The sequence below is a fragment of the Luteimonas viscosa genome (assembly GCF_008244685.1).
Classification (GTDB): Bacteria; Pseudomonadota; Gammaproteobacteria; order Xanthomonadales; family Xanthomonadaceae; genus Luteimonas; species Luteimonas viscosa.
On sequence record NZ_VTFT01000002.1, the window covers coordinates 455,668 to 480,260 of the forward strand.

Sequence of the window (24,593 nt, forward strand, 5' to 3'; positions counted from 1 at the left end):
CGGCGTGCGCTCAGCCCTTGAGCTTGGCGACCAGCTCGATGTACTGCTGCTGTGCAACATCGCGCGGGGTGCCCTTGAGCCTGCTCCAGGCCTCGTACTTGGCGGTGCCGACGAAGTCGAAGAAACCGGGTTTCTCGCCGCTGACATCGCCTTCCGAACCCTGCTTGTAGAGGGCGTAGAGGCGCAGGAGGGTCTCGTTGTCGGGGCGTTCGGCCAGGGTCTGCACGTCCTGCGCGGCCTGTTCGAACGTCAGCGTGGCCTTGGCCATCTCGCCCCTCCCCGATAGTCCGGTGCCATGACACCACGCGCCCCGGGAGCGGTCAATACGCCGCGGATTGTGGCGCCGGGCGCGCTCTGGCACCGTAGCGCGCGGGAGGGCGCCGAACGCGCCGACGATCGACACGGAGCGAACGACATGGGCTATTTCGTCACCGGCGCCACCGGCTTCATCGGCCGCTACCTCGTGGGCAACCTGCTCAGGCGCAAGGGCACGATCCACGTGCTGGTGCGCGAGGGCTCGCAGAAGAAGTTCGAGGCGATCGCGAAGCGGATGGGCTGGGACCGCAAGCGGGTGCTGCCGGTGGCGGGCGACATGACCGCGGCCAACTGCGGCCTCTCCGCCGCGCAGGTGCGCGCGCTCAAGGGCAAGGTGAAGCACTTCTTCCACCTCGCCGCGATCTACGACCTGACCGCGGGCGCGGAGGCGCAGCGGGCGGCGAACATCGAGGGCACGCAGTACGCGCTCGACCTGGCCGCCGCGCTCGAGGCCGGGTGCTTCCACCATGCGAGCTCGATCGCGGTGGCGGGACTGTATCCGGGCATCTTCCGCGAGGACATGTTCGACGAGGCCGAAGGGCTCGACGATCCCTACCTGCGCACCAAGCACGAGGCCGAGCGCCTGGTGCGCAACGAGACGCGGCTGAAGTGGCGCGTGTACCGGCCGGCGATGGTGGTGGGCCACTCGCAGACCGGCGAGATCGACAAGATCGACGGGCCGTACTACTTCTTCACCCTGATCAAGAAGCTGCGGCAGATGCTGCCGCCGTGGATGCCGGTGCTGGGCATCGAGGGCGGGCGCATCAACATCGTGCCGGTGGATTTCGTGGCCGATGCGATGGACCACATCGCGCACAAGCCGCGGCTCGACGGCCATACCTTCCACCTCACCGATCCCGAGCCGCTGCGCGTGGGCGAGGTGCTCAACGCCTTCTGCCGCGCCGGCCACGCGCCGGAGATGACCATGCGCATCGACGCGCGCATGTTCGCCTTCGTGCCCTCGGCGATCCGGGGCGCGGTCGGCAACCTGCCGCCGGTGAAGCGTTTCGTCGGCATGCTGCTGCGCGACTTCCGCATTCCGAAGCAGGTGCTGAAATTCGTCACCTATCCCACCCGTTTCGACAGTCGCGAGACCGAGCGCGCGCTCAAGGGCAGCGGCATCTCGGTGCCGCCGCTGGAATCGTACGCGTGGCGGTTGTGGGACTACTGGGAGCGCCACCTCGACCCGGACCTGTTCATCGACCGCACGCTCAAGGGCAAGGTGCGCAACAAGGTGGTGGTGATCACCGGCGGCTCGTCGGGGATCGGGCTGTCCACCGCGAAGCGCGTGGCCGAGGCCGGTGCGGTGACGGTGATCGTCGCGCGCGGCGAGGAGGAACTGTTCAAGGCGCGCGACGAAATGAAGGCCGCCGGAGGCAAGGTGTTCGCCTACACCGCGGACCTGGCCGACATGGCCGACTGCGACCGGCTGGTGGCGAAGATCCTGGAAGAGCACGGCCACGTCGACGTGCTGGTGAACAACGCCGGGCGTTCGATCCGGCGCTCGATCGAGCTCAGCTACGACCGCTTCCACGATTTCGAACGCACCATGCAGCTCAACTACTTCGGCAGCCTGCGCCTGATCATGGGCTTCATGCCGGTGATGACGAAGCGGCGCAAGGGCCACATCATCAACATCAGCTCGATCGGCGTGCTGGCCAGTTCGCCGCGGTTCTCGGCCTACGTGGCCTCGAAGGCGGCGCTGGATGCGTTCAGCCGCTGCGCGCAGGGCGAGCTGTCGGGCAAGGGCATCAGCTTCACCACGATCAACATGCCGCTGGTGAAGACGCCGATGATCGCGCCAACCAAGATGTACGACAGTGTGCCGACGCTGACCCCGGAAGAGGCCGCGGACCTGGTGGTGAAGGGGATCATCGAACGCCCGACCCGGATCGCCACGCGCCTGGGGATCTTCTCGGCATTGCTCAACGCGGTCGCGCCCAAGGCCTACGAGGTGGTGATGAGCACCGCGTTCGAGCTGTTCCCGGATTCGGCCGCGGCCAGGGGCGACCGCGCCGCGCTCAAGGACGAGACGCCGAGCCAGGAGCAGATCGCGTTCGCGGCGATGATGCGCGGCGTGCACTGGTAGCGCGCCGCGGGGCCGGCCTTGTTGCGGCCGGCGTCGGGTTCAGTACGAGCGGCACTGCCGGAAGCGCACGCTCGCGGTGCTGCCGGGCGGTGGGGTGAGCTGGATGCGCGACGACGCGAGGTCCTCGTAGCGTTCCATCAGCGGGCAGATGCGGGTGAAGGCATCGCCGTCGATCGACGAGAGCATGACCTGCAGGGTCGATTCGGTGGACCAGATGGCGCGGTCGACGTCGGGCAGGGTGGAAACCGCGGCCGCCACGTCGGCGCGCTGCTGTTCGATGCTGGCCGGGGCGTCGGGGGGCGCGGCCGCGGGCGCGGCGGCGGTTGTCTCCTGCGTGGTCGCGGAAGCCGCCGGCTCGACGCCAGCACCCGCCGCGGCGGAAGGTGCAGGCGCGGAAGGCGCCGCCGGCGCGGCTTCCGGTGGCGCCACGGCCGCGGGCGCCTGCGACGGCGATGGCGATGGCGCGGGCGCCGGTGCCGGCGGGGCCGGCAACGCGAGCCAGATCGCCACGCCGGCGAGCAGCGCGAACAGCCACGAGGAGAGCACCCGCTGGCGGGCGAGCGTCGCGGCCTTGGCGCGGATGCCGGCCAGTTGTTCGGCCGGCAGGAAATCGCGCAGCTGCGGCCACAGCGCGGGGCCGTCGAGCAGTTCGATGCGCTGCAGCGCCGCGACCGGGCGCGCGTCGTCGGTGATCCGGCCCTGGGTGAGCAGGAACCCGCCGGCGGCGCCCTTGAGTTCGATCGCGCGGGCCAGTTCGTTGACCGTCAGCCGCCCCAGCACGAACGCGCTGCCGTGCTTGCACGAGAGTAGCCAGTGCTCGCCGTTGCGCGCCAGCACGTAGTCGGTGTCGTCGGCGGCGTTGTCGCTGTCGACCAGGCGGCTGAATCCGCGGCGGGACAGGGCGTCGAGCACCATGTGGATGAAGCTGCGCCAGGACACGCCGGACAGCGCGGTGATGCCGGCGCGCGTCTCGTCGCGCCGCATCTGCACGGCGCGGAAGTAGAACGTCGCGACGCCGCCGATCAGCAGTGTCACGCCGATCGCGATCAGCCAGTTGGACATCGTTCGCCCGGGTTGCGAGGGGCGCAAAGCATACCGGAATCGAGCTCAACGTACGGTGGCCGGGGCGCGGCTTCCGGACGGGCGCCGCGCCGGTGCTGGCCGGGTTCGCCAGGCCGCGCGCCGGGTGCGGGGCGGTGCGACCGGACTGCCATCGCCATCCGGCGCCGTCGACCCGCAAGCGGAAGCTGCGGACGGGCCTTGCCCGATCGATCCGGTCGAGTGGGGGCGGCGACGGGGCGCCGCCGCCGCCGGCTCGATCAGGTCGGCTGGATCAGGCCGGGGTCTTCTTCGCGGCCTTGCGCGGGGCCTTCTTCGCCGCCTTGCCTGCCGGCTTCGCCGCCGTCGTGGCGCGGGCAGGGCCGGCGCGCCTGGCCGGCGTCTTGCGGGCGGGCGCCGCCTTGCGAACGGACGCCGCCTTGCGGGCGCTGCCGCCTCGCTGCCGGCGCAGTTCCGCGGTCAGGGTGTCGACGCGGCTGGCGAGGTCGCGCAGGTCGTCGCGCCCGGGGACGCCGAGGCTCACCAGCGCCTTCTGCACGCGCCCCTCGAACACCTTCTCCAGCCGGTCCCAGGTATCGGCGGCGCGCTCGCGCGCCTGGCCGACGCGACTGCCGACCGCATCGCGCACTTCCTCGGCGCGGTGGCCGGCGAACCTGCGGGCGGTGTTCTCCAGGGTCACGCCTTCCTTGACCAGGCCTTCGAACAGCTTGGTGCCCTCGGCCTGCGCGCGCCCGAACGCGCCCACGCCGGCGAGCCAGATCTGCTGCGCCGATTCGCTCAGCGATTTCGACAGGCGCTCGGCCTGCGCCTGGGCATCGGCCTTGCCGCCGGTGCCGGACTTCTTCGAGGTCTTCTTGAACTTCGCCATGTGCCCTCCGATGGGCGACGGGTGTCGGGTGGGAGCGTGGCGGCGCACGCTAGAGCAATCACACCACGCGGCGCGTCGAGCGCGTGCGACGACGCGGCGACGGCGCAGGCGCCAGCAGGCGTTCGGCATCGTCGAGCGCGCGGCGCAGGCGCGCGGTGGTCTCGGTGCTGCGCGGCGGCGGTGGCTGCAGCGAATCGAGGATGCTCCGCTGCGGATCGGCCAGCAGCTCTTCCCGCAGCCGCAGCCCGTGCGCGGCCAGCACCGGGCGCAGTTCGGCGGCGCGTGCGCGCAGGTCGGCGCGGGTATTGCGGTAGGCGAGCTCGCACACGCGCTGGCGCGCGGAAAAACTGAACAGGTTGATGGAGAACAGTTCGCTGTCGCCGGCGTTGGGTTCGAACACCAGCTGATCGACCTCCGGGTATTGCTGCGGGTATTTCTCCATGCCGATCTGCATGCGCGACTGCAGCAGCGTGCGCAGGGTCTGCGACAGCACCGCGGGCAGCCCGCCCTCGGCCAGGCCGAGGGGCTCGGCCTCGCCCGAACGGCGTGGCGCGCGCGACGCATCGAACGGCACCAGCGGGTTGATCCCGATCATCAGGTCGATGCCGCGCTCGAGCACGGTCGAGGCGTGCATGGTCCGGCGCAGCGCGCCGTCGAGGAAATGCCGGCCGTTGATCTCCACCGGCGGATACAGGCCGGGCAGTGCGCCGCTGGCCTGGACCGCCTTCGAGATCGGCACGTCGTCCCAGCCCGGTTCGCCGAAACGCACCGCCTCGCCGGTGTCGAGGTCGACGGCGACCACGAACAGGTCGGTGTCGAGATTGCGGAAATCGTTGCTGCGCCCGCGCCGCGACAGCACGTCGTGCAGGAAGCGCTCGAGCGCGCGGTTGTCGAACATGCCGGTCGGCAGCAACCCGCCGAAGCGCGCCATCAGTTCGGACCAGCGCAGCGCCCGCGCCGGATGCGCCGCCAGGCGCCGCCCCCAGGCCAGCGACAGCGCCGGCAGCCGCGCCATGCGCCGCAGGTATTCGCCGGTGTTGGGCCGCAGGAAGGTCTCGGGGCGGAAACCGATGTCGTCGCTGGTACCGGTGATGAAGCCGCGGCACATTTCCTCGGTGCCGATGCGGTTGGCCAGGCCCGCGGCGAGGAACGCGCCGCTGCTGACGCCGACGTAGCAGTCCAGCCGGGTCAGGTCCAGGCCCTCGATGGCCTCGTCGATCGCCCGCAGCGCGCCGAGTTCGTACATCGCGCCGATCGGGCCGCCGCCGGCGATCGCCAGGCCGATCCGCGGCGTCCGGCGGGCGGGGTGCTTGCTACGTTTGCGCGCCGGGTGGAGGGAGAGCATGGGCGACGGCCACTGGGTGTGGCCGGAGTGTAGCGGACGCGATCCGACGGCTTGCTCGAAACGCGCGACGCCCGCAGGATGTGGGCATGACGTCGGAAGATTCGGATCGGCTCGGTCGCGAGCTGGCGCGCCACCAGGCCCTGCACGATCCCCGCCGCGAGCCGCGCAACGCCCTGCGCTGGCTGCCCGAGCTGCGTCGCTGGCAGGCCGAACGGCTGCAGCGCAGCTTCCGCCATTTCATGCACGACCCGCAGCGGGCGCCGGCGGCGGAGTTCTTCCTCGACGACGTCTACGCCGACCGCGACTTCACCCGCCGCGACGCCGACATCGCACGGGTGATCCCGATGATGCGGCGGCTGCTGCCGAAGAAGCTGCTGGGCACGATCGCCGACGCGATCGAGCTGGGCGCGCTGACGCAGGAGCTCGACCTGGCGATGGCCGAAGCGCTGCAGGACCTCGCGCCGCGGCGGCGCCGGCTCGACGCCGCGCTGTATGGCGAGGCCTATCGCGAGGTGGGGCAGGCGAAGCTGCGCGCGCGCCAGATCGCGCTGATCGGCCGGGTCGGGCGCGGCTTCGGCAGCGCGCTGCAGATGTCCGGGGTGGCGACGCTGCTGGCGTTCTCGCGCGGGCCGGCGAAGCTGGCCGGGCTGAGCGAATTGCAGGGCTTCCTGGAGCGCGGCTTCGCCGCGTTCGAATCGCTCGACGATGCGGACGCCTTCGTCGCCGAGATCGAGCGGGACGAGGCGCTGGCGTCGCGGCGGCTGTTCGCTGCCGAGGACGATCCGTTCAGGTTCGACGACTGAGGCGGACGCGCGCCGGCGGCGCGAACGGCCACGCGGCTAGAACTTCTCGCTCAGCACTCGCCGGATCTCGGCCTCGATCGGCCCCTTCATGGCCGACAGCAGGAAGCCGAGCGTGGCGGTGACGTGCAACTGCTCGGGTTCCAGCGCGATCCGGCCGTCCACCCCGGAACGGGTGAAGCGCAGGGTGTCGCCGTCCCAGCGGTAATCCACGTCGAACCGTTCGGACAGTGTCTTCGCCACCTGCTCGACGGCCTTGCGGGCCTTGCCCGCGGGCAGGGTGTGGGTGTGGCGGATGTCGATCGCGGACATGATGCGTGGCGCCTGCGCGTGGAGTGGTGCGCCATTCTGCGACGGGACCGCGGCGTTCACCAAACCCGGCGGCGACGCTGCCCGCACATGCTAGATTGCCGCGCCATGGAGTCCGTCAGACTGCGATTCGCCGACCAGGGCCGGGAAGACCGGCTGCTGGCGATCGGCGTGCACGGCCTGGGCCGGCGCGCAGGCGGTGCGCTCGAACTGGTCGAGGGGGGCGCCGGCGAGCCGGTGCGCCTGTGCGTGGATCGTCGCGGCGTGTGGCTGAATGTCGACGAGGGCGCGCCCGGCGTCCACGTGAACGGGCGCGAGGTGCGGCGCATGGCGATGCTGCGGGTCGGCGACGCGATCTACGTCGACGGCACCGAACTGCGCCTGGTCTCCCCGCAGCCGGTGAAGCTGCCGCCCGCGATCGAGACGGCGGCGCCTGCAGCGGACGCGCCGAACCTGCGCGTGGTGCTGCGCGGCGTGGGCGGGCGCTTCCACGGTCGCTGCTTCACCCTGGAGCAGCCCAGGCTGGTGGGACGCCATCCCGAGGCCGATATCCGCATCGACGATCCGGCGTTCGCCGATCGCCATGCGCGCCTGGAGCTGGTCGGCGACCAGGTGGTGCTGCGCGACCTGGGCTCGGCCGAGGGCAGCCTGGTCAACGGCGAGGCGGTGCGCGACGCGCTGCTCGAGGCGGGCGACCAGATCGTCTTCGACGGCCACCACCGCTTCGTGGTCGAGGCGCCGCGGCGGCGGCCGGCGGAGGCGGATGTCGAGGCGGTGCCGGACGACTCCGCGCCGGCCGCGCTGCCGGCACCGGCACCCGGACGCAGTGGCCACGTTTCGCGCCTGCCGTGGCTGCTGCTCGCCGCGGTCGGCATCGCCCTGCTGCTGGCGGCGCTGCTGCTGTTCGGCTCAGGCTGAGGCTGAGGTCGCGCGCGGAGGCCGCTTCGCCAGCCGTTTCCACAACCGCCAGCCCAGCAGCAGCGCCAGGATCGTGGCGTACAGCAACGGCTCGCGGTAGTCGGACTTGACGATCCACCAGAAGTGCAGCACCGCCAGCACGGCGATCGCGTACACCAGCCGGTGCAGGCGCCCCCAGTTGCGTCCGAGCCGGCGCATCCAGCCGCGGGTGGAGGTCACCGCCAGCGGCACCAGCAGCAGCCAGGCGGCGAAGCCGACGGTGATGTAGGGGCGCTTGACGATCTCCTCGAACAGCTGCGCCCAGTAGCCGCGCAGGTCGAGCCCGAGGTAGGCGGCCAGGTGCAGGCTGGCGTAGGCGAACGCGTACAGGCCCAGCATGCGCCGGAACTGCAGCAGCCACGGCTGCCCGGTCAGTTGCCGCAATGGCGTGATCGCCAGGGTGATCAGCAGGAAACGCAGCGCCCACAGCCCGAGCTCGTGTTCGATCGCGGCGACGGGATCGGCGCCGAGCGCATCGATATCGGCTTCGCTGAAGACCTGCCAGAAGCGCCAGCCCAGCAGGGACAGCGGCGTGAGCGCCAGGGCGTGGACGGCGACCTTGGCGGCAGTGAGGGCGCGGGGCGTCATGGCGGGCGGGTTCGCATGCGGATGCGGGGATTCAGGCGCACGGAGCGAGCAGCGGTGGCGCCGGGCTGCGGAGCTTCATGCGACGAGCCGCGTCGCGGCAGGGGCGTCGTCACGGACGGTCAGTACCAGCGCTTGAGGTCCATGCCCGCGTAGAGCGAGGCCACCTGGTCGCCGTAGCCGTTGAACAGGCGCGTGGGAATGCGGTCGGCGAACAGGCGGTTGCCGGTGCCGGCGATGCGGCGCTCGCTGCCCTGGCTCCAGCGCGGATGGTCGACGTCCGGATTGACGTTGCTGTAGAAGCCGTATTCCTCGGGCTGCAGCCGGTTCCACGCGGTGCGGGGCATCTTCTCGGTGAAGCGGATCTCGACGATCGACTTGATGCTCTTGAAGCCGTACTTCCAGGGCACCACAAGCCGCAGCGGCGCGCCGTTCTGCTGCGGCAGCGGCTTGCCGTACAGGCCGGTGGCGAGGAAGGTGAGCGGATGCATGGCCTCGTCGATGCGCAGGCCCTCGCGGTAGGGCCAGTCGATCGAGCGGAAGCGCACGCCCGGCATCTGCACCGGATCGGCGAGGGTGGTGAAGGCGACGTACTTCGCCTTGGAGGTCGGTTCGAACCGTTTCAGCACTTCCGCCAGCGGCACGCCCAGCCAGGGGATCACCATCGACCAGCCTTCGACGCAGCGCAGGCGGTAGATGCGCTCCTCCGGGGTCATGCCCTTGAGCAGATCGTCGAGGGCGACGGTGCCGGGCCTGGCGCATTCGCCGGAGACGGCGACGTTCCAGGGCGAGGTCCTGAGCGTCTTCGCCGCCTTCGACGGATCGGCCTTGTCGGTGCCGAACTCGTAGAAGTTGTTGTAGCTGGTGACGTCCTCGTAGCGGGTGAGCGGCTCGTCGGTACGGAAGCCGGATTTCGCCTGCGCCGGGGTGACCACTGCATTCGAGGGAGGCGGCGGTTCGGCCTCGGCACAACCTGCAAGGGGCAACAGCGATGCGCCGGCGAACGCCCCGAGCAGGCGTCGTCGCGCGCGGTACACCGTTTCATCGGTAACCGCCGAGGCGGGAATGGCGAGCACGCTGCGCAGGGACATGGAAGGTTTCCTCCGGAACTGCATCTTGGAGCATGCGGGGGCCAAAAAGTTGCACGCCCACGGCATTCGCTTGGTGCGCTGCGGCATACTAATGCGCTTCCTCCAACCGGCCCGTGAAGTCCGATGGCGCGCGCATACAACTTCAGCCCCGGTCCCGCCGCACTGCCCGAAGCGGTCCTGCGCCAGGCGCAGGCGGACATGCTCGAATGGGGCGATGCCGGGGCTTCGATCGTCGAGATGAGCCATCGCGGCCCGGAGTTCCTGCAGGTGGCGCGCCAGGCCGAAGCCGACCTGCGCACGCTGCTCGCGATCCCCGACGACTACGCGGTGCTGTTCCCCGCCGGCGGCGCGACCACGCAGCAGGCGCTGATCGCGCTCAACTTCGCCGGCGCCGGGCAGCGGGTCGACTACGTGGTGAGCGGCCACTGGGGCAAGACCGCGTTGAAGCAACTGGTGTCGGTCGACGTCAACATCGCCGCCAGCGGCGATTCGGACGGCTTCCGCACGATTCCCGCGCGCGAGACGTGGCGGCTGTCGAAGGAGGCCGCCTACGTACACATCACGGCCAACGAGACCATCCACGGGGTCGAGTTTCGGCCCGGCTGGGGCCGGGTGCCGCCCGACACCGGCGACGTGCCGCTGTTCGCCGACTTCAGCTCCAGCATCGCGTCCGAACCGGTCGACGTGTCGAAGTACGGGCTGATCTACGCCGGCGCGCAGAAGAACCTCGGCCCGGTCGGCATCAGCGTGGTGATCGTGCGCCGCGACCTGCTCGAGCGCGCCGGCCAGCCCCGCGCCGACATCTTCGACTACCGCTCGCAGCTGGCGAACGAGTCGATGCTCAACACCCCGCCGACCTGGAACTGGTACCTGCTGGGCCAGACCGTGCGCTGGATGATCGAACAGGGCGGCACCGCCGAGTTCGACCGCCGCAGCGCGCTCAAGTCGAAGCTGCTGTACGAAGCGATCGACGGCTCCGGCGGGTTCTACCGCAACGAGGTCGATCCCTCTGTGCGCTCGCGCATGAACGTGCCGTTCTTCCTCGCCGAAGCCGCGCTCGACGCCGCGTTTCTCGAGGGCGCGCGCGAGGCGGGGCTGATCGGCCTCAAAGGCCATCGCGTGCTCGGCGGCATGCGCGCCTCGATCTACAACGCGATGCCGGTCGAGGGCGTGCAGGCGCTGGTCGACTACATGCAGGAGTTCCGCAGGCACCATGGCTAAGCGCATCCCCGGCAAGTCCGCGAAGACCCGCAAGGTCGCCAGGGCCTCGACAACCGCGAAGGCTCCCGCGAAGCGCCGCGCGGCGGCGAAGTCCGCTTCACCGCAGAAGGCGGTTGCGGCGTCCGTGGCCGGCGCCGCGGCCTCCGCGCGCAGCCGCGTCGAGTTCGCCAAGCAGGCCAGGCCCGACCTGGCGGCCGTGCGCGCCCAGATCGATGGCATCGACCGCGAGATCCAGTCGCTGATCGCCGAGCGCGCGCTGTGGGCGCACCAGGTGGGCAAGGCCAAGGGCCAGCTGGCCGCGGCGATCGACTACTACCGGCCCGAGCGCGAGGCGCAGGTGCTGCGTCGCGTCGTCGACCGCAACGACGGACCGCTGTCGGACGAAGTGCTGGTGCGGCTGTTCCGCGAGATCATGTCGGCCTGCCTGGCGCAGCAGGAACCGCTGAAGATCGGCTACCTCGGCCCCGAGGGCACGTTCTCGCAGCAGGCCGTGCACAAGCACTTCGGCCATTCCGCGCGCGGGCTGCCGCTGGTGAGCATCGAGGAGGTGTTCGACGAGGTCGCGGCCGGCAACGCCGATTTCGGCGTGGTGCCGGTGGAGAACTCCGGCCAGGGCACGATCCAGTCCACGCTCGACATGTTCCTGACCTCGCCGCTGAAGATCTGCGGCGAGGTCGAGCTGCGGGTGCACCAGTACCTGCTTTCGCGCACCGGCCACCTGGAGGACGTCGAACGCGTGTATTCGCACGGCATGTCGCTGGCGCAGTGCAAGAACTGGCTGCGGCAGAACCTGCCCGACGTGCACAGGGAAGCGGTGTCGAGCAACGCCGAGGCGGTGCGGCGGGCGAAGAAGTCCGACGACGCGGCGGCCATCGCCGGCGAGAACGCCGCCCACGTCTACGGCATGAAGGTCGTGGCCGGCCCGATCGAGGACCGCACCGACAACACCACGCGTTTCCTGGTGGTCGGTCGCGCGTCGTTCCCGCCTTCGGGGAACGACCGGACCTCGCTGATGGTGTCGATCCGCGACCAGCCGGGCGCGCTCTACAAGATCCTGGAACCGCTGGCGCGGCGCGCGATCAGCATGAACCGGATCGAATCGCGGCCCGCGCACGGCGCGCTGTGGCAGTACGCGTTCTTCATCGATGTCGAGGGCCATGTCGACGAATCGCCGCTGAAGGACGCCCTCGCCGAGATCGACGATTTCGCCGGCGACGTGCACGTGCTCGGCTCGTATCCGGTCGCGGTGCCGTGAGCGGGCTCGGTTCTCCCCGGCCCCGGCGCGTGGGGCGAGCCGGTGGCGCCCGCGTGCAGGTCGCAACTGCCGGAGGTCGCAACGCGACGCTGTCGATTCCGCCGTCGAATGCGTCTGCACCCGGGAACACGCCATGAGCAGCGTCACGGCCAGGGACTGGATCGCATCGAAAGGCACGCCGCTGCGCGGCGAATTCGTGGTGCCGGGCGACAAGTCGGTCTCGCACCGCGCGATCATGCTGGCCTCGCTGGCCGACGGCGTCTCGCGCATCGGGGGATTCCTCGAGGGCGAGGACGCACGAGCGACCGAGGCGATCTTCCGCAGCATGGGCGTGCGCATCGACGCGCCGGAAGCGGGCAGCCGCATCGTCCACGGCGTCGGCATCGACGGCCTGCGCGCGCCCGCGGCACCACTCGACTGCGGCAACGCCGGTACCGGCATGCGCCTGCTGGCGGGCCTGCTGGCGGGCCAGTCGTTCGACACCACGCTCGTCGGCGATGCCTCGCTGTCGAAGCGGCCGATGCGTCGCGTCACCGTGCCGCTGGCGCGGATGGGCGCGCGCATCGACACCGGCGACGGCGGCGTACCGCCGTTGCACATCCATGGCGGTGCCGCGCTGCAGGGCATCGACATCGAAACCGAGGTCGCGAGCGCGCAGGTGAAGTCCGCGTTGCTGCTGGCCGGCCTGTACGCGTCCGGCACGACGACCGTGCGCGAGCCGCACCCGACCCGGGACTACACCGAGCGCATGCTGCAGGCGCTGGGCTGGCCTGTCGAGTTCTCGCCCGGGTTCGCACGACTCGAGGGCGGCCATCGCCTGGTCGCGCGCGACATCGTGGTGCCGGCGGATTTCTCCTCCGCCGCGTTCTTCATCGTCGCCGCGACGCTGGTGCCCGGCTCGGAGCTGGTGCTGCGCCGGGTCGGCATGAATCCGCGCCGCACCGGACTGCTCCACGTGCTGCGGCTGATGGGCGCCGACATCCGCGAAACGCCTGCGGGCGAGCAGGGCGGAGAACCGGTCAGCGACCTCGTGGTGCGCCATGCACCGCTGCGCGGGATCGAGGTGCCGGTGGAACACGTGGCCGACATGATCGACGAATTCCCGGCCCTGTTCGTCGCCGCGGTCCACGCCCAGGGTGCAACACTGGTGCGTGGCGCGGCCGAGCTGCGGGTCAAGGAATCCGACCGGATCGCGACCATGGCGACCGGCCTGCGCAGCCTCGGCGCGGAGGTGGACGAAACGCCGGATGGCGCGACCATCCACGGAAGCGGGCAGTTGCGCGGCGGCGTGGTCGAGAGCCATGGCGATCACCGCATCGCGATGGCCTTCGCGATCGCGGCGCAACTGGCCGATGGTGAAGTGCGGATCGGCGACATCGCCAATGTCGCCACCTCGTTTCCCGGATTCGACACCCTGGCCACGCGCGCGGGCTTCGGCTTGCGCGACGCCTGAGCGCAGGGCCGAGGTGGAGCCCGGCGAGCCGCCTCAATGGCAGGCGTCGGCCACCGAAAGGAACAGGTCGCCGGGGGCCGGTGCGAGCGTCGCCTGCCCCGCGTCGGGCATTTCGACGCGGTCAAGGCTCAGCGCTTCGAGGGGCACGCCACTTGCCAGCGCATACAAGGCCAGGTCAGCGGATGCCTCGTTCGAGGTCGGTACGAACAGTCGCCCCGCGCGCAGGTGGCGGTGCAGCAGTGGCGAGAACGAGGCCACCGTCACCTGGCGGCACATGCGCATCGACGCGGCGCAGGATTCCAGGCCTGCCGCATCGACCAGGAAGGCTTCCAGGCGCTGTTGCCGCAAGCGCTGCATCTTGCATAGCGCCTGGCTCGCGAGATCGACCTGGCGCGCGGAGGAGAGGCGACCCACTCGAAGCAGCGAAGTATTCCCCGCTGCGGTGGGGCAAGATCCCCGCGGTTCGAACTGGCGCGCAGGGGACGTGGTACGACGTGCACTCCGGGTATCGCTGGCGACCAGCATGAGTCTCGTCCTGCGGGAATCGTGGACGAGGATGCGCAGTCAAGATGAAACCACGATGGCGGCTACGCGACACGCGCGTGACAGTGCGCGGCCGGTCGTCACACAACCCGCGGGCGAGGATGCTTCCACACCGGCGCCATGCCCTGACGCATCCCCAAGGAGCCCGGCCAGATCGCGGGGGTGCCGGACACCATGGGGTCCGGGTGCTGCGTGCTACTGGTTGTCCACCCGGAAGTCGACCGGCACCTGCACGCTCGATGCGACCGCCTCGCCGTCGCGCATGGCCGGCTGGAACGTCCAGCCCCGGACCGCCTGCAGGGCCGCCCGGTCCAGGTCGCGCGAGCTGCTGCGACGGGCGATCGAGACGTCGGTCGGTACGCCGTCCGCGCCCACCTCGACAAGCACCAGCACCGTTCCCTCGATCCCGGAGCGCAGGGCGGCCGCGGGATACTCGGGCGGCGTCCGCGTGAGCGGACGGGCGTCCCGGGTGACCGCTGGCGGGGTAGCGCGCTCGGGCATGGTTTCGCGCGGTGCGGGGGCGGCGGAAACCGGGGATTCCGAGGGCTCGGGGGTCGTTTCACCGATCGGAGTCGGTTCGGGCATTTCCTCGGCATCGTCGCGTCCCAGGAAGTACCACGCCGTGGCGATGATCGCGAGCAGCAGCAGGATCCAGAGCACCATGCTGGCGCCGGCACCCCGGCGGGGCGGCTCGTCTTCCGGGCGGGTCTCCGGGCGGAGAGCGGGATCGCGCGGCGCGGGGCGTTCCGGGTTCATCGGGTCGGACATGGCGTGGGCCTTCTGTCTGCGGGGACGGGCGGACGATTTCACGCCAGCCGTGCAGGGCATGTCGCCGCCGCGTCAACGCCAGGTGAGCGCCTGTCAGCGGGGCGCGTCGAAACTGATGACCTGGCGAACGGTGCCCGGCACCGGCACGCCGTCGCGCATCGCCGGCTGGAAGCGCCAGCCGCGGACTGCACGCAACGCGGCGCGGTCCAGCGCACGGTTGCGGCTGCTGTCGACCACGGTCACCGAGTCCGGACGGCCGTCGGCCCCCACCTCGATGCGCAGGACCACGTCGCCCGATGCGCCCGCGCGCAATGCGGCGGTGGGATAGTCCGGCGGCGGCGCGGAGAGTGGTCGTGGCACGGTGGTGTCGGCGACTGCGCCGGGAGTCGGCGGTGCCGCCTGCGCTCCGGGTGCCTCGGACGGCGTCGCGGCGGGTTCGGGCAGGGGGGCGTGCTGATCGATGCGCGGGGCCTCGGCGCGCTCCGGGGGACGATCGTCCATGCCGCTCGCCGTCGATTCGCCGGCGGGCAGCGGCGCCGGCAGCGGTTCGAAGACCTGCCCGGGGACACCGGCCGGGCGGTCGGCCCCGGCGCGATGGAACTCGAATTCGTCGGGCCTGTTCGAAAGCACCAGGACGAACAGTAGCAGGCCGGCGGCGACGGCAGCGACCACCAGCCACCACGCGCGGCCGGCAGGCAGGAACCGGGCGAATCGGCGGAAGGGCGACGATGGCGCGGGGGACGTGGACATGCGGCAACGATGCGGAAACGATGTCCGGATTCTGGCATACGCGGCTCGCGCACCGCTCCGCGGCCCGGCAGCGCACGCGCATCTCGGCGATAATCCGCGTCTTCCCGCCACATTCCGCCGACATGCTCGATCCGAACCTGCTCCGTCAGCACCTCGCCGACACCGCCGCGACCCTGCGGGCCATGCGCGGTTTCGCGCTGCCGGTCGAGCGCCTGCAGGCGCTGGAAGCCGAGCGCAAGCAGATCCAGGTGCGCACCCAGGAACTGCAGAACCTGCGCAACACGCGCAGCAAGGCGATCGGGCAGGCCAAGGCGAAGGGCGAGGACGCGGCGCCGCTGCTGGCGGAAGTGGCCGGACTGGGCGACGAACTCAAGGCCAGCGAGGCCCGGCTCGACGCGATCCGCAACGAGATCGAGGCGATCGCGCTGGGCGTGCCGAACCTGCCGGATCCGTCGGTGCCCGCCGGCGCCGATGAATCGCAGAACGTCGAACAGCATCGCAGGGGCACGCCTCGCGCCTTCGATTTCGAGGTCAGGGACCACGTCGAACTGGGCGCCCGCCACGGCTGGCTCGACGGCGATGCCGGAGCCAGGCTGTCGGGCGCGCGCTTCACCGTGCTGCGCGGGCAGCTGGCGCGCCTGCATCGCGCGCTGGCGCAGTTCATGCTCGACCTGCATGCGCACGAACACGGGTACGAGGAAACCAACGTCCCGGTCGTCGTCAACGCCGACAGCCTTTACGGCACCGGCCAGCTGCCGAAGTTCGAGGAGGACATGTTCGCCACCCAGCTGGGCGAGCACCGCCGCTACCTGATTTCCACCGCGGAGATCTCGCTCACCAACCTCGTCCGCGACGGGATCGTCGAGCCCGAACGCCTGCCGCTGCGCATGACCGCACATTCGCTGTGCTTCCGCTCCGAGGCCGGCAGCGGCGGCCGCGACGTGCGCGGCATGATCCGCCAGCACCAGTTCGAAAAGGTGGAGCTGGTGTCGATCGCCCGGCCGGAAGAGAGCGATGCCGAGCACGAGCGCATGACCCGCTGCGCGGAAGTGGTGCTGGAGAAACTCGGCCTGCCTTACCGGCGCATGCTGCTGTGCTCGGGCGACATGGGATTCGCCGCGCGCAAGACCTATGACCTGGAGGTGTGGCTGCCATCGCAGCAGGCATACCGCGAGATCTCGTCGTGCTCGAACTGCGGCGACTTCCAGGCGCGGCGCATGCAGGCGCGCTGGCGCAACCCGTCCACCGGCAAGCCGGAACCGGTGCATACGCTCAACGGTTCGGGGGTCGCCGTCGGCCGCGCCCTGATCGCGGTGATGGAGAACTGCCAGCAGGCGGACGGGTCGATCGACGTGCCCGAGGCCCTGCGGCCGTACATGGGCGGGATCGAGCGGATCGCCTGAGTCTGCGGGCAGGGCGAGGCGGAAAGAACGACGGCGTCCCGTGGGGACGCCGTCGCAAGGGCCGATCGAACGCGAGCAGATCCGCGACGGTTCAGAACAGGTTGACGTCGGGCCAGAGCGAGACTTCGTCGACGATTTCCTGCAACAGCGTGTTCATCGCTTTCGTGCTCTTGTTGGACGTGTTGGTGCTCGCGGCGAAGCCGAAGCCGTCGTTGCGGCGACGATAGACCGACATCGTGCCGCTCATCTCGCCGTAGTGCGCGTAGGACGTGGGAAGCGCGGTTTCGTGGCGCATGAAGCGCAGCAGGTCGATCGAGGTCGCGATCCAGCCGCCGTGCGAGTCGAAGCGCTGTGGCTTGACGCTGGAATAGGCGCCACCGCCGTAGTACTTGACTTCATTGGCCTTGCGGTCGGCCTCCTTGTCGCCGCCGATGACCATGCCGCTTGCGCCGGCGGGTTTGAGGATGGCGTCGCGCACGTACGCTTCGTAGGACTTGCGGGACCTGGACTCGATCACGCGGCCGAGCAACGAATAGCCGAAGTTGGAGTACATGTCGTTGGTCTCCGGATCGTTGTCCGGGTCGTAGTTCGCGGTGCCCGGATCGTAGCCGAGCGGATAGTTGGCGAGCGTCCACTCGATCAGGCCTTTGTGACCGGTGCCGTCGTAGGCGAACATCGGATCGCTCCTGGCGCCGTCCTTGTCGACATTGACGAAGCCGCTGCGGTGGCGCACCAGGTGGTCGACGGTGATGTCCTCGATCTTCTTGTTGCCCGACGGCGTCGGGTATTGCCCGCCGAGCACGCTGTTGCTGCCGAACACTTTCGAGCTCGAGTCGAGGCTGGTGTCCTGGATCAGCCTGGCCACCGCGACGCGGGTGATCGGCTTGGAGACGCTGGCGATGCGGAAGCGGTGCGCCGGTCCGACCGGTTGGCCGCGTTCCTTGTCCGCCAGGCCGTAGCCCGAGGCGAACACCAGCTTCTTGTTGCGGCTGATCGCGATCGACATGCCGGGGATGTTGTTGGCACGCATGTACGACTTCACCTTGCGCTCGATCAGCGCCAGGTCCTTCGCACGGAAGGTCGAGTTCTCCCAGACCCCGTTGAAGCGCACGCCGTTTCCGGCATTGAAGGCCTCGATGTAGCGCGGCTCCCAGCTCTGGTAGCGATGGTTGTCGAACACCGCCTGGTAGTGCGCGGCGGGGATGCCGTGCCGCGCCGACCAGTGCGGTCCGGGCGCCTTGGTCCAGATCGCGGCGTAGCGGTCGGCGTTGCCCTGGCGGTAGCCGCTGACCACCTTCAGCCGGTAGCCCTGCTTGCCGAAATCGTTGAAGGCCTTCTGGTAGTCGGCCGCCGACAGCCCGTGACGCGCCACCCAGGCCGGGCCGCCCTTCTCGAAGATCGCGGCGAAGCGCGGCGAGCCGCCGAGGCCGAAGGCGCTGACGTGCGACAGGCCGTAGCCCTGCTTCGACAGCTCGCCGACCACGGCCTGGTACTGCCCGGCGGTCAGGCCGTGGCGGGCCTTCCAGGCCGGGCCGCCCTTCTTTTCCCAGATCGCGGCGTAATAGGGCTTGCCGCCGACCGCGTAGCCGTTGACCCAGGTCAGCCGGTAACCCTGCTCGACGTAGTGGCTGACGGCCGCCTGGTACTGCTCGGGGTTGAGCCCGTGGCGTGCGGCCCATGCGGGACCGCTGGCTTTCTTCCACAGCGCGGCGTAACGCGCGCCACCGCTGTCGTAGCCGGAGATCGAGGTCAGCCGGTAACCCTTCTTGTCGAAGTCGTCGAAGGCCTGCTGGTACTGCGCCGCGGTCATTCCGTGGCGGGCGGCCCATGTGGCCGCATGGGCCGGCAGTGCCGCCAGCAACGCCAGCGTGGCGGCGACCAGTGCGGCGGCCATGCGCACGCGGCGCGATGCGGGAAAGTGGATCGTGTCCATGGTGGCTCCTGGAGAATGTGTCGGAAGTCGGCGCGAGCGACGGGGGCCATTGCCCACACGGCATCGCATGCGCAAGGGCAGTCGCGGAACGCGGCGAAAACCCGCCACGCTCCCGGGCGATGGGCTAGGGGTCGGCTTGCGGCACGGGATCGGACTGCGGCGCGTCGTCTCCCTCGACGGCCTTGCGGACGCGGCGCTCCACCGCCGGCATCAGCACTCCGACGAACATGCGCCTGAGTCCGTCCTTCAGTTCCGCGCTGGTGGAGGCCCCGGCGTCCGCGGGTTCGGGTGCGATATCGGCCGCGTCCCGTGGATCGGCGGGATCTGCCGCGAAGGCGTCGTCATGGTCCCGAGACTCGGAAAGGGAGTCGAACGACTCCTCGGATCCGGCGTCCGCCCCGGCCTCGACTTCGGACCAGGGATCGGCTTCGGCGGTGGGATCATCGAACGGGTCGGATCCGGCTTCTTCCTCGAACCCGCCCTGGATGCCGTATCCGGTATCGTTTTCCGGCTCGGCGGGCGGCGGCTGCGCCGTGGCAGGGAGGGCCAGCGCCAGGGCGAGCGCCAGCAGGGACCCGGTGGGGCAGGTGCGTTTCATGTCGATCTCCTCGGACGGGAAGCGGTGGCCGGCGGCCACCTGTTCCTGCAGTCGGGATCGACGGGAGAAGCCCGCCACGCGACCGCGCCCGTGACGGGCGCGGCTTGCGCGTGGGTTCAGGCTGCCTTGCGCTCGGGTCCGGGCAGCGCACCCAGGGCAGCGGCGATCGATGCCGCGCGGTGTTCGGGCGACAGGCCGATCCCGTCGGCACGCACGAACTCGATGTCCTGCACGCCGAGGAAGCCCAGCGTGTGCCGCAGGTAAGGCTCGACGAAGTCGGAAGGCTGTCCGTCGTGGATGCCCCCGGCCGCGGTGGCGACGATGACACGCTTGCCGCCCGCGAGTCCCACGGGCCCGTTTTCGGTGTAGCGGAAGGTTCGCCCGCGCACCGCGATGCGGTCGATCCAGGCCTTGAGCGTGGAGGGGATCGCGAAGTTGTACATCGGGGCGCCGATCACCACGACGTCGGCCTCGAGGAATTCGCGAAGGGCCGTCTCGCCGCGCGCGGCCTCGAGCGCATCGCTCCCGGCCAGGGTGGCCGCGGACAGGTGCGGCAGCGGGTCTCGGGCAAGATCGCGGGACTGGACTTCCAGCCCACGCACCCGGGACCGCCAGCGTGCGACGATGGCGGCCGTGAGTTCGCGGGTGACCGACTGGTCGCCCAGAACGCTGGAATCGATGTGCAGCAGTTTCATGGGCCTCGCTCCTCGGGTTGGTTCGGCGGGCGTCGCCGCCACGGAGATAAGGTAGTGCGTTGCATGAGTGGAATAAACGTGGTGAAATATCACGCATCGTTCCATAAAGGAGGTTAAAGTGCAGGACCTCAATGATCTGTATTACTTCGCGATGGTGGTCGACCACGGTGGTTTCGCCGCGGCCGAGCGCGCGCTCGGGATCCCCAAGTCTCGCCTGAGCCGCCGCATCAGCCAGCTTGAGAACGAGCTCGGTGTGCGCCTGCTGCAGCGTTCGACGCGCCGGTTCGCGGTCACCGACGTCGGCCAGAGCGTGCACCGCCATGCCCAGTCGATGCTGGCCGAGGCCACCGCCGCGCGCGAGGTCGTGGACCGGCTCAGCGCGGAGCCGCGCGGCGTGGTGAAGGCCAGCGTCCCCGTGGGCGTGGCGCAACAGTTGATGCCCAAGCTGCTGCCGGATTTCCTGGCGCGGTTCCCCGACGTGCGGGTGCAGTTGCATGTCAGCAACCGTCGCGTGGACGTGATCAACGAAGGCTTCGACGTGGCGATCCGCGTGCGCACCAAGTTCGACGACGACGGCAGCCTGGTGATGCGCAGCTTCGGCATGATCCAGGAACTGCTGGTCGCCAGCCCGCGCTACCTCGATCGTGCCGGTCGTCCGAAGACCCCCGAGGATCTCGAGGGCCACACCTCGATGAGCATGGGCGAGGACGAGGGCCGGCAGCGCTGGGAACTGCAGGGACGCGACGGCGAGGTGCGCCGGATCGAGCTCAAGCCCAGGGTCTCGGGCTTCGACTTCCCGATGCTGATGGACCTGGCCAAGCAGGGTCTGGGCATCACCATGCTGCCCGAAACCCTGTGCGCCGACGCGGTGCGCAGCGGCGAGCTGGAAGTGGTGCTGCCCGAGTGGCGGCTGCCGCAGGGCGTGGCGCACGCGGTGTTCGCCTCGCGCCGCGGCATGCTGCCGGCGGTGCGCGTGTTCATCGATTTCCTGGCCGAGCGGCTGCCGACGCTGATCGAGGAATCCAGCCTCAACTGCCGGCACTGCGGCAAGGACGGGGCCGAGGAGGGGGACCCGGGACGGGTGGCAGCTCCCCGCCGGAAGCCGGCGTCCGCGCCTGCGCAAGCGGCCATGCGCTAGCGCGATCCAGGCGCCTGCCGTGCCCGGGCGGCAGGCGCGGTACCGCGAGCATCGCGCTGCTGCGGATGCGGTCGCTGGACCGGGCACAGGTGCACGTCCGCATGGCGCTACGCCCGACGCGCGGCAACGCGGCTACGGGGTACCGATCCCGCAATGCCCTGCGGCGTCGGACCGTGGCCCCGCCGTTCGGTGGCCGGGACGCGGGGCGGAGCGCGCAACGACGCAGCCGGCGCCCAAACCGGCGACAATATGCGCCGCCGGAAGGGTGGCAGAGTGGTCGATTGCAGCGGTCTTGAAAACCGCCGATGGGAAACCATCCGTGGGTTCGAATCCCACCCCTTCCGCCAGTTCTTTCCATCGTCCGGGCAGCGGGCCGGGTGTGCGGCCACGTTCCCGCAGCGCTGGCCGGCAAGGTGGCGCCTCGTGCGCCTCACTGGACCAGCATGACATCCTCGAGCCGTTCCAGCAGTTCGCGCGGACCCAGCTCGACCAGCGCATAGGCATCGGAGAGCTCGAAGGGGTCGGCGAGCACCCCGCCGGTGGCCGGATGGTCGGTCAGCGGCACGTAGACGCTGAGGTCCGATGCACCGATGCGCGGGGGCAGGGGGGGCAGGGCAGTCCCTGGTGACTCCGTGCCACGGTCCGCCTACGAAGGTCACGTGCATGTCGTTCCCCTTCCAGCCTGGAGACACGCTAGACAGGCAGGCGTGATGGAGGCGTCTTCGGCCAGCTGCCAGCCACCGGCAGCCGTACCGCTGACGTCATCTTGCCACGCGTGGCGTACCGTTCGCCCTTTCCACGCTTCGCAGGCAGGACATGGGAGTCGGAAGGACATCGCCACGGCCGCGCCGACGCGTCGGCGCGAGGGGCATGCGGTCGGGCCGGGCGGCGACCACCGCCACTGCCGGATTTCCGTGAGTGGGCCCCGCAACGAACCGATGGCGGGCAGCGCGACCGATGGCTGATCGCAACCCGCTGCCGCGCAGCTTCTACCTGCGCCATCCGGCGGTCGTGGCGCCGGAATTGCTGAACAAGGTGCTCGTGCGCGCGGACGGGCGCGCCGGTCGCATCGTGGAGGTCGAGGCCTACGCCGGCAGCGAGGATCCGGCCGCGCATTCGCATCGCGGTCCGACGCTGCGCAACGCCAGCATGTTCGGTCCCGGCGGACATCTGTACGTGTACCTGAACTACGGCATCCACTGGTGCGCGAACGCGGTCTGCGGCGAGGTCGGCGAAGGCCACGGAATCCTGCTGCGGGCGATCGAACCGGTGGCCGGCGTGGACCTGATGCGGCAGGCGCGGGGAGGCCCGGCGAAGGAACGGGACATCGGCTCGGGCCCGGGCCGGCTCGGCCAGGCGATGGGCATCACCCGCGCGCTCGACGGCGCGGACCTGGTGACCGGGGACGCCGGGCTGTGGATCGTGTGCGATGGCGTGCTTCCGCCGGCGAACCCCGTGGTCGGCCCCCGCGTCGGCATCAGCCGGGCCGTCGACCTGCCGTGGCGCTGGTCGGTGCCGGCGAATGCGCACGTGTCGAAGGGCCGGCCCCGGCCGGGAGCGGTCCCCCGGCGTTCGCCACGATGAGCGCCTGTCGCAGGATCGTCGCGGCGGCATGGCCGCGCGATGCCGGAGCGCCCGCGAACGCGCGGACGCGCGGACGCTCGCCACGGGGAGCGGCGCGCCGTGTCGCCGTCGAAGCCGCGATGTAGCATCCTGAGGCCTGTTCCGTGCGGTCCCGGGCCCCGTCCACGATGCCCGCTGCGATCGGTCCCCCGCCCGCGCAATGCGTTGGAGCGGTGCCGTCGGACGAGACCCCCTTCCGCGCGAGGCGCTTGCAGTGAAGACATCCGGCCTGTTCCTCCTCACCGCGCTGGCCGAGATCATCGGCTGCTACCTGCCGTACCTGTGGCTGAAACAGGGACGGTCGGCCTGGCTGCTGTTGCCGGCCGCGCTGAGCCTGGCCGCGTTCGCGTGGCTGCTCACCCTCCACGGCACCGCCGCCGGTCGCGTCTACGCCGCCTACGGCGGCGTGTACGTCGCCACCGCGCTCGCCTGGCTGTGGGCGGTCGACGGGATCCGTCCGACGCCCTGGGACGTCGCCGGCGCGGCGGTGGCACTGCTCGGCATGGGGATCATCATGTTCCAGCCGCGATGATCGCGGCGGACGCCGCCTGGTGGCTGATCGCCGGGGTCGCGCTGGTCGCGCTGCTGTATTCGTCGGTGGGGCATGCGGGCGCTTCGGGCTACATCGCGGTGATGTCGCTGGTGGGGCTGGCACCGGAACAGATCCGGCCCGCCGCCCTCGTACTCAACATCCTGGTGGCGTCGATCGCGACCTGGCAGTTCCGCCGCGCCGGGCACTTTTCCTGGACGCTGTTCTGGCCGTTCGCGCTGCTGGCGGTGCCGCTGGCGTTCGTCGGCGGTTACCTCGACCTGCCGACGCGGGTCTTCAGGATCCTGGTGGGCGTGGTGCTGCTGGCATCGGCCTTGCAACTGGTGCTGCGGCCGCCGCGCGAGGGCGCGATCGGCACGCCCGGCAAACCGGTCGCGCTGGCCACCGGGGCCGGGCTGGGCCTGCTCGCGGGGCTGACCGGGACCGGCGGCGGGATCTTCCTCACCCCGCTGCTGATCTTCATGCGCTGGGCGCGTGCGGGCACCGCGGCCGGCGTCTCGGCGCCCTTCATCCTGCTCAATTCCGCCGCGGGCCTGGGCGGCAACTTCGGCGCGACGCAGTCGCTGCCTGGCTTCGTGCTGCCGCTGGTGCCGGCGGTGCTGATCGGCGGTTACCTCGGCGCGCACCTGGGCAGTCACCGGTTGCCGCATGCCGCGATCAAGCGCCTGCTCGCGGTGGTGCTCGCGATCGCCGGCACCAAGCTGCTGTTCGCCTGACGACGCCGCGACCGGTCCGTCGCGCGTCCGGGCCCCGCTCAGTCCACGCCGATGTCGAAGTGGAGCACGTCCTCGCGCACGCCGAGTTTCGTGTACAGCGCCACCGCGGGCGCGTCCGGCGGATCGGCCTGCACGTAGATCACCCAGGCGCCGCGTTCGCGCGCGATGCCGCGCAACTCGGCGATCAGCGCGGTGGCGATGCCGCGGCGGCGATGCGCCGCGTCCACGGCGAGGTCGTAGATGTACAGCTCGCTGCGCGCCTGCTCGAACTTGGGCAGCTCGTACGCCGCCAGCCCGCCGACCACCCGGTCGCCCGCGATGGCCGCGATCGCGACGAACTGGCGCCCGTCCAGCAGCGCGCGCAGGTAGGCGTCGTCGGGTTGCGCCGCGGTGTAGGTCGTGCGGTCCTCGAACGCTTCGCCCATCATCGCCATCATCGCGCGGAACGTGACGAGGTCGTCTGCCGCCAGGCGCTGGATCCGGAATGTCGTGGTCGTGGTCATCGGAAGTTGCCGTGGTCGGGCCGGGC

General features: G+C 70.5%; 26 protein-coding genes and 1 tRNA gene. 12 read left to right on the top strand and 15 right to left on the bottom strand.

What is annotated here, in order from left to right:
• Positions 1 to 10: 10 nt before the first annotated feature.
• Positions 11 to 268 (bottom strand): acyl-CoA-binding protein, encoded by a 258-nt coding sequence (locus FZO89_RS16615; protein ID WP_149104538.1) that lies wholly within the window; start codon positions 266 to 268, stop codon positions 11 to 13.
• 147 nt (positions 269 to 415) lie between these two features.
• On the opposite strand from FZO89_RS16615, the gene FZO89_RS16620 reads away from it, so the two are divergent.
• Positions 416 to 2,404: an SDR family oxidoreductase gene (locus FZO89_RS16620; RefSeq protein WP_149104539.1), complete on the top strand. Its 1,989-nt coding sequence runs from the start codon at positions 416 to 418 to the stop codon at positions 2,402 to 2,404.
• A 39-nt stretch (positions 2,405 to 2,443) separates the two neighbouring features.
• Here FZO89_RS16620 and FZO89_RS16625 read toward each other — a convergent pair whose 3' ends face one another.
• From FZO89_RS16625 to FZO89_RS16635, 3 genes are all read right to left on the bottom strand, one after another.
• A complete protein-coding gene (locus FZO89_RS16625; RefSeq protein ID WP_149104540.1) occupies positions 2,444 to 3,466 on the bottom strand; it encodes a restriction endonuclease in 1,023 nt (340 codons plus the stop codon).
• Between the two features lie 271 nt (positions 3,467 to 3,737).
• The gene (locus tag FZO89_RS16630; protein ID WP_149104541.1) at positions 3,738 to 4,331 is read right to left on the bottom strand and encodes a phasin family protein; all 594 of its coding nucleotides are present in this window, start codon (positions 4,329 to 4,331) and stop codon (positions 3,738 to 3,740) included.
• Positions 4,332 to 4,389: 58 nt separating this feature from the next.
• Positions 4,390 to 5,676 carry a patatin-like phospholipase family protein gene (locus tag FZO89_RS16635; RefSeq protein ID WP_149104542.1) on the bottom strand — a complete coding sequence of 429 codons (1,287 nt, stop codon included), beginning with the start codon at positions 5,674 to 5,676 and terminating at the stop codon, positions 4,390 to 4,392.
• Positions 5,677 to 5,762: 86 nt separating this feature from the next.
• Here FZO89_RS16635 and FZO89_RS16640 point away from each other — a divergent pair, with 86 nt between their 5' ends.
• Positions 5,763 to 6,479 carry a DUF8198 family protein gene (locus FZO89_RS16640; RefSeq protein WP_149104543.1) on the top strand — a complete coding sequence of 239 codons (717 nt, stop codon included), beginning with the start codon at positions 5,763 to 5,765 and terminating at the stop codon, positions 6,477 to 6,479.
• 36 nt (positions 6,480 to 6,515) lie between these two features.
• Here FZO89_RS16640 and FZO89_RS16645 read toward each other — a convergent pair whose 3' ends face one another.
• A complete protein-coding gene (locus tag FZO89_RS16645) occupies positions 6,516 to 6,788 on the bottom strand; it encodes a polyhydroxyalkanoic acid system family protein (RefSeq protein WP_149104544.1) in 273 nt (90 codons plus the stop codon).
• A 105-nt stretch (positions 6,789 to 6,893) separates the two neighbouring features.
• Between FZO89_RS16645 and FZO89_RS16650 the strand changes: the two genes are divergently transcribed.
• A complete protein-coding gene (locus FZO89_RS16650; protein ID WP_149104545.1) occupies positions 6,894 to 7,703 on the top strand; it encodes an FHA domain-containing protein in 810 nt (269 codons plus the stop codon).
• Here the strand turns inward: FZO89_RS16650 and msrQ are convergent.
• Positions 7,695 to 8,330, bottom strand: a complete 636-nt coding sequence (gene msrQ, locus FZO89_RS16655) for a protein-methionine-sulfoxide reductase heme-binding subunit MsrQ (protein WP_149104546.1) — start codon at positions 8,328 to 8,330, stop codon at positions 7,695 to 7,697. The two genes, FZO89_RS16650 and msrQ, sit on opposite strands and share 9 nt — an antisense overlap.
• Positions 8,331 to 8,449: 119 nt before the next feature.
• Positions 8,450 to 9,418: a protein-methionine-sulfoxide reductase catalytic subunit MsrP gene (gene msrP / locus FZO89_RS16660; protein WP_149104547.1), complete on the bottom strand. Its 969-nt coding sequence runs from the start codon at positions 9,416 to 9,418 to the stop codon at positions 8,450 to 8,452.
• 123 nt (positions 9,419 to 9,541) lie between these two features.
• On the opposite strand from msrP, the gene serC reads away from it, so the two are divergent.
• From serC to aroA, 3 genes are all read left to right on the top strand, one after another.
• Complete coding sequence (gene serC / locus FZO89_RS16665) at positions 9,542 to 10,639, top strand: phosphoserine transaminase (RefSeq protein ID WP_149104548.1); 1,098 nt, start codon at positions 9,542 to 9,544, stop codon at positions 10,637 to 10,639.
• Entirely contained in the window at positions 10,632 to 11,894 is a 1,263-nt protein-coding gene (pheA, locus tag FZO89_RS16670) for a prephenate dehydratase (protein WP_149104549.1), read from the top strand. The genes serC and pheA overlap by 8 nt, the downstream gene beginning before the upstream one ends.
• A gap of 133 nt (positions 11,895 to 12,027) precedes the next feature.
• Positions 12,028 to 13,347, top strand: a complete 1,320-nt coding sequence (gene aroA / locus FZO89_RS16675) for a 3-phosphoshikimate 1-carboxyvinyltransferase (protein WP_149104550.1) — start codon at positions 12,028 to 12,030, stop codon at positions 13,345 to 13,347.
• Positions 13,348 to 13,380: 33 nt separating this feature from the next.
• Here the strand turns inward: aroA and FZO89_RS16680 are convergent, their stop codons facing one another.
• The 3 genes from FZO89_RS16680 to FZO89_RS16690 form a co-directional block, all read right to left on the bottom strand.
• The gene (locus FZO89_RS16680; protein ID WP_187471233.1) at positions 13,381 to 13,872 is read right to left on the bottom strand and encodes a hypothetical protein; all 492 of its coding nucleotides are present in this window, start codon (positions 13,870 to 13,872) and stop codon (positions 13,381 to 13,383) included.
• A gap of 213 nt (positions 13,873 to 14,085) precedes the next feature.
• Positions 14,086 to 14,658 carry an energy transducer TonB gene (locus FZO89_RS16685; RefSeq protein WP_262378749.1) on the bottom strand — a complete coding sequence of 191 codons (573 nt, stop codon included), beginning with the start codon at positions 14,656 to 14,658 and terminating at the stop codon, positions 14,086 to 14,088.
• A 93-nt stretch (positions 14,659 to 14,751) separates the two neighbouring features.
• Positions 14,752 to 15,408: an energy transducer TonB gene (locus tag FZO89_RS16690; RefSeq protein WP_149104552.1), complete on the bottom strand. Its 657-nt coding sequence runs from the start codon at positions 15,406 to 15,408 to the stop codon at positions 14,752 to 14,754.
• Between the two features lie 122 nt (positions 15,409 to 15,530).
• On the opposite strand from FZO89_RS16690, the gene serS reads away from it, so the two are divergent.
• A complete protein-coding gene (gene serS / locus FZO89_RS16695; protein WP_149104553.1) occupies positions 15,531 to 16,811 on the top strand; it encodes a serine--tRNA ligase in 1,281 nt (426 codons plus the stop codon).
• Positions 16,812 to 16,902: 91 nt separating this feature from the next.
• Here serS and FZO89_RS16700 read toward each other — a convergent pair whose 3' ends face one another.
• The 3 genes from FZO89_RS16700 to FZO89_RS16710 form a co-directional block, all read right to left on the bottom strand.
• Positions 16,903 to 18,744 carry a serine hydrolase gene (locus FZO89_RS16700; protein ID WP_187471234.1) on the bottom strand — a complete coding sequence of 614 codons (1,842 nt, stop codon included), beginning with the start codon at positions 18,742 to 18,744 and terminating at the stop codon, positions 16,903 to 16,905.
• A 124-nt stretch (positions 18,745 to 18,868) separates the two neighbouring features.
• Entirely contained in the window at positions 18,869 to 19,420 is a 552-nt protein-coding gene (locus tag FZO89_RS16705) for a hypothetical protein (protein ID WP_149104555.1), read from the bottom strand.
• Between the two features lie 38 nt (positions 19,421 to 19,458).
• A complete protein-coding gene (locus tag FZO89_RS16710) occupies positions 19,459 to 20,037 on the bottom strand; it encodes an FMN-dependent NADH-azoreductase (protein WP_149104556.1) in 579 nt (192 codons plus the stop codon).
• 118 nt (positions 20,038 to 20,155) lie between these two features.
• On the opposite strand from FZO89_RS16710, the gene FZO89_RS16715 reads away from it, so the two are divergent.
• Together FZO89_RS16715 and FZO89_RS16720 are read left to right on the top strand one after the other, a co-directional pair.
• A complete protein-coding gene (locus FZO89_RS16715; protein ID WP_149104557.1) occupies positions 20,156 to 21,175 on the top strand; it encodes a LysR substrate-binding domain-containing protein in 1,020 nt (339 codons plus the stop codon).
• 259 nt (positions 21,176 to 21,434) lie between these two features.
• A tRNA-Ser gene (locus FZO89_RS16720) sits at positions 21,435 to 21,522 on the top strand.
• Between the two features lie 83 nt (positions 21,523 to 21,605).
• On the opposite strand, the gene FZO89_RS18920 is transcribed toward FZO89_RS16720, so the two are convergent.
• The gene (locus tag FZO89_RS18920) at positions 21,606 to 21,740 is read right to left on the bottom strand and encodes a hypothetical protein (protein WP_262378750.1); all 135 of its coding nucleotides are present in this window, start codon (positions 21,738 to 21,740) and stop codon (positions 21,606 to 21,608) included.
• Positions 21,741 to 22,132: 392 nt separating this feature from the next.
• Between FZO89_RS18920 and FZO89_RS16725 the strand changes: the two genes are divergently transcribed.
• From FZO89_RS16725 to FZO89_RS16735, 3 genes are all read left to right on the top strand, one after another.
• Complete coding sequence (locus FZO89_RS16725) at positions 22,133 to 22,759, top strand: DNA-3-methyladenine glycosylase (protein WP_149104558.1); 627 nt, start codon at positions 22,133 to 22,135, stop codon at positions 22,757 to 22,759.
• A gap of 253 nt (positions 22,760 to 23,012) precedes the next feature.
• The gene (locus FZO89_RS16730) at positions 23,013 to 23,330 is read left to right on the top strand and encodes a YnfA family protein (protein WP_425480482.1); all 318 of its coding nucleotides are present in this window, start codon (positions 23,013 to 23,015) and stop codon (positions 23,328 to 23,330) included.
• On the top strand, positions 23,327 to 24,064 hold the full coding sequence (locus FZO89_RS16735; protein WP_149104560.1) for a sulfite exporter TauE/SafE family protein: 738 nt from the start codon (positions 23,327 to 23,329) through the stop codon (positions 24,062 to 24,064). The genes FZO89_RS16730 and FZO89_RS16735 overlap by 4 nt, the downstream gene beginning before the upstream one ends.
• Positions 24,065 to 24,102: 38 nt before the next feature.
• Here the strand turns inward: FZO89_RS16735 and FZO89_RS16740 are convergent, their stop codons facing one another.
• Positions 24,103 to 24,567: an AAC(3)-I family aminoglycoside N-acetyltransferase gene (locus FZO89_RS16740; RefSeq protein WP_149104561.1), complete on the bottom strand. Its 465-nt coding sequence runs from the start codon at positions 24,565 to 24,567 to the stop codon at positions 24,103 to 24,105.
• Positions 24,568 to 24,593 lie beyond the last annotated feature (26 nt).

Coding starts and splice junctions, on each gene's coding strand:
- FZO89_RS16700 (WP_187471234.1), bottom strand. CDS start 18,744: ATGGACACGATCCACTTTCCCGCATCGCGCCGCGTGCGCATGGCCGCC.
- FZO89_RS16615 (WP_149104538.1), bottom strand. CDS start 268: ATGGCCAAGGCCACGCTGACGTTCGAACAGGCCGCGCAGGACGTGCAG.
- FZO89_RS16630 (WP_149104541.1), bottom strand. CDS start 4,331: ATGGCGAAGTTCAAGAAGACCTCGAAGAAGTCCGGCACCGGCGGCAAG.
- FZO89_RS16635 (WP_149104542.1), bottom strand. CDS start 5,676: ATGCTCTCCCTCCACCCGGCGCGCAAACGTAGCAAGCACCCCGCCCGC.
- aroA (WP_149104550.1), top strand. CDS start 12,028: ATGAGCAGCGTCACGGCCAGGGACTGGATCGCATCGAAAGGCACGCCG.
- FZO89_RS16680 (WP_187471233.1), bottom strand. CDS start 13,872: ATGCTGGTCGCCAGCGATACCCGGAGTGCACGTCGTACCACGTCCCCT.
- FZO89_RS16640 (WP_149104543.1), top strand. CDS start 5,763: ATGACGTCGGAAGATTCGGATCGGCTCGGTCGCGAGCTGGCGCGCCAC.
- FZO89_RS16645 (WP_149104544.1), bottom strand. CDS start 6,788: ATGTCCGCGATCGACATCCGCCACACCCACACCCTGCCCGCGGGCAAG.
- msrQ (WP_149104546.1), bottom strand. CDS start 8,330: ATGACGCCCCGCGCCCTCACTGCCGCCAAGGTCGCCGTCCACGCCCTG.
- FZO89_RS16685 (WP_262378749.1), bottom strand. CDS start 14,658: ATGTCCGACCCGATGAACCCGGAACGCCCCGCGCCGCGCGATCCCGCT.
- FZO89_RS16735 (WP_149104560.1), top strand. CDS start 23,327: ATGATCGCGGCGGACGCCGCCTGGTGGCTGATCGCCGGGGTCGCGCTG.
- FZO89_RS16625 (WP_149104540.1), bottom strand. CDS start 3,466: ATGTCCAACTGGCTGATCGCGATCGGCGTGACACTGCTGATCGGCGGC.
- FZO89_RS16725 (WP_149104558.1), top strand. CDS start 22,133: ATGGCTGATCGCAACCCGCTGCCGCGCAGCTTCTACCTGCGCCATCCG.
- pheA (WP_149104549.1), top strand. CDS start 10,632: ATGGCTAAGCGCATCCCCGGCAAGTCCGCGAAGACCCGCAAGGTCGCC.
- FZO89_RS16740 (WP_149104561.1), bottom strand. CDS start 24,567: ATGACCACGACCACGACATTCCGGATCCAGCGCCTGGCGGCAGACGAC.
- serS (WP_149104553.1), top strand. CDS start 15,531: ATGCTCGATCCGAACCTGCTCCGTCAGCACCTCGCCGACACCGCCGCG.
- serC (WP_149104548.1), top strand. CDS start 9,542: ATGGCGCGCGCATACAACTTCAGCCCCGGTCCCGCCGCACTGCCCGAA.
- FZO89_RS16690 (WP_149104552.1), bottom strand. CDS start 15,408: ATGTCCACGTCCCCCGCGCCATCGTCGCCCTTCCGCCGATTCGCCCGG.
- FZO89_RS16710 (WP_149104556.1), bottom strand. CDS start 20,037: ATGAAACTGCTGCACATCGATTCCAGCGTTCTGGGCGACCAGTCGGTC.
- FZO89_RS16650 (WP_149104545.1), top strand. CDS start 6,894: ATGGAGTCCGTCAGACTGCGATTCGCCGACCAGGGCCGGGAAGACCGG.
- FZO89_RS16620 (WP_149104539.1), top strand. CDS start 416: ATGGGCTATTTCGTCACCGGCGCCACCGGCTTCATCGGCCGCTACCTC.
- msrP (WP_149104547.1), bottom strand. CDS start 9,418: ATGTCCCTGCGCAGCGTGCTCGCCATTCCCGCCTCGGCGGTTACCGAT.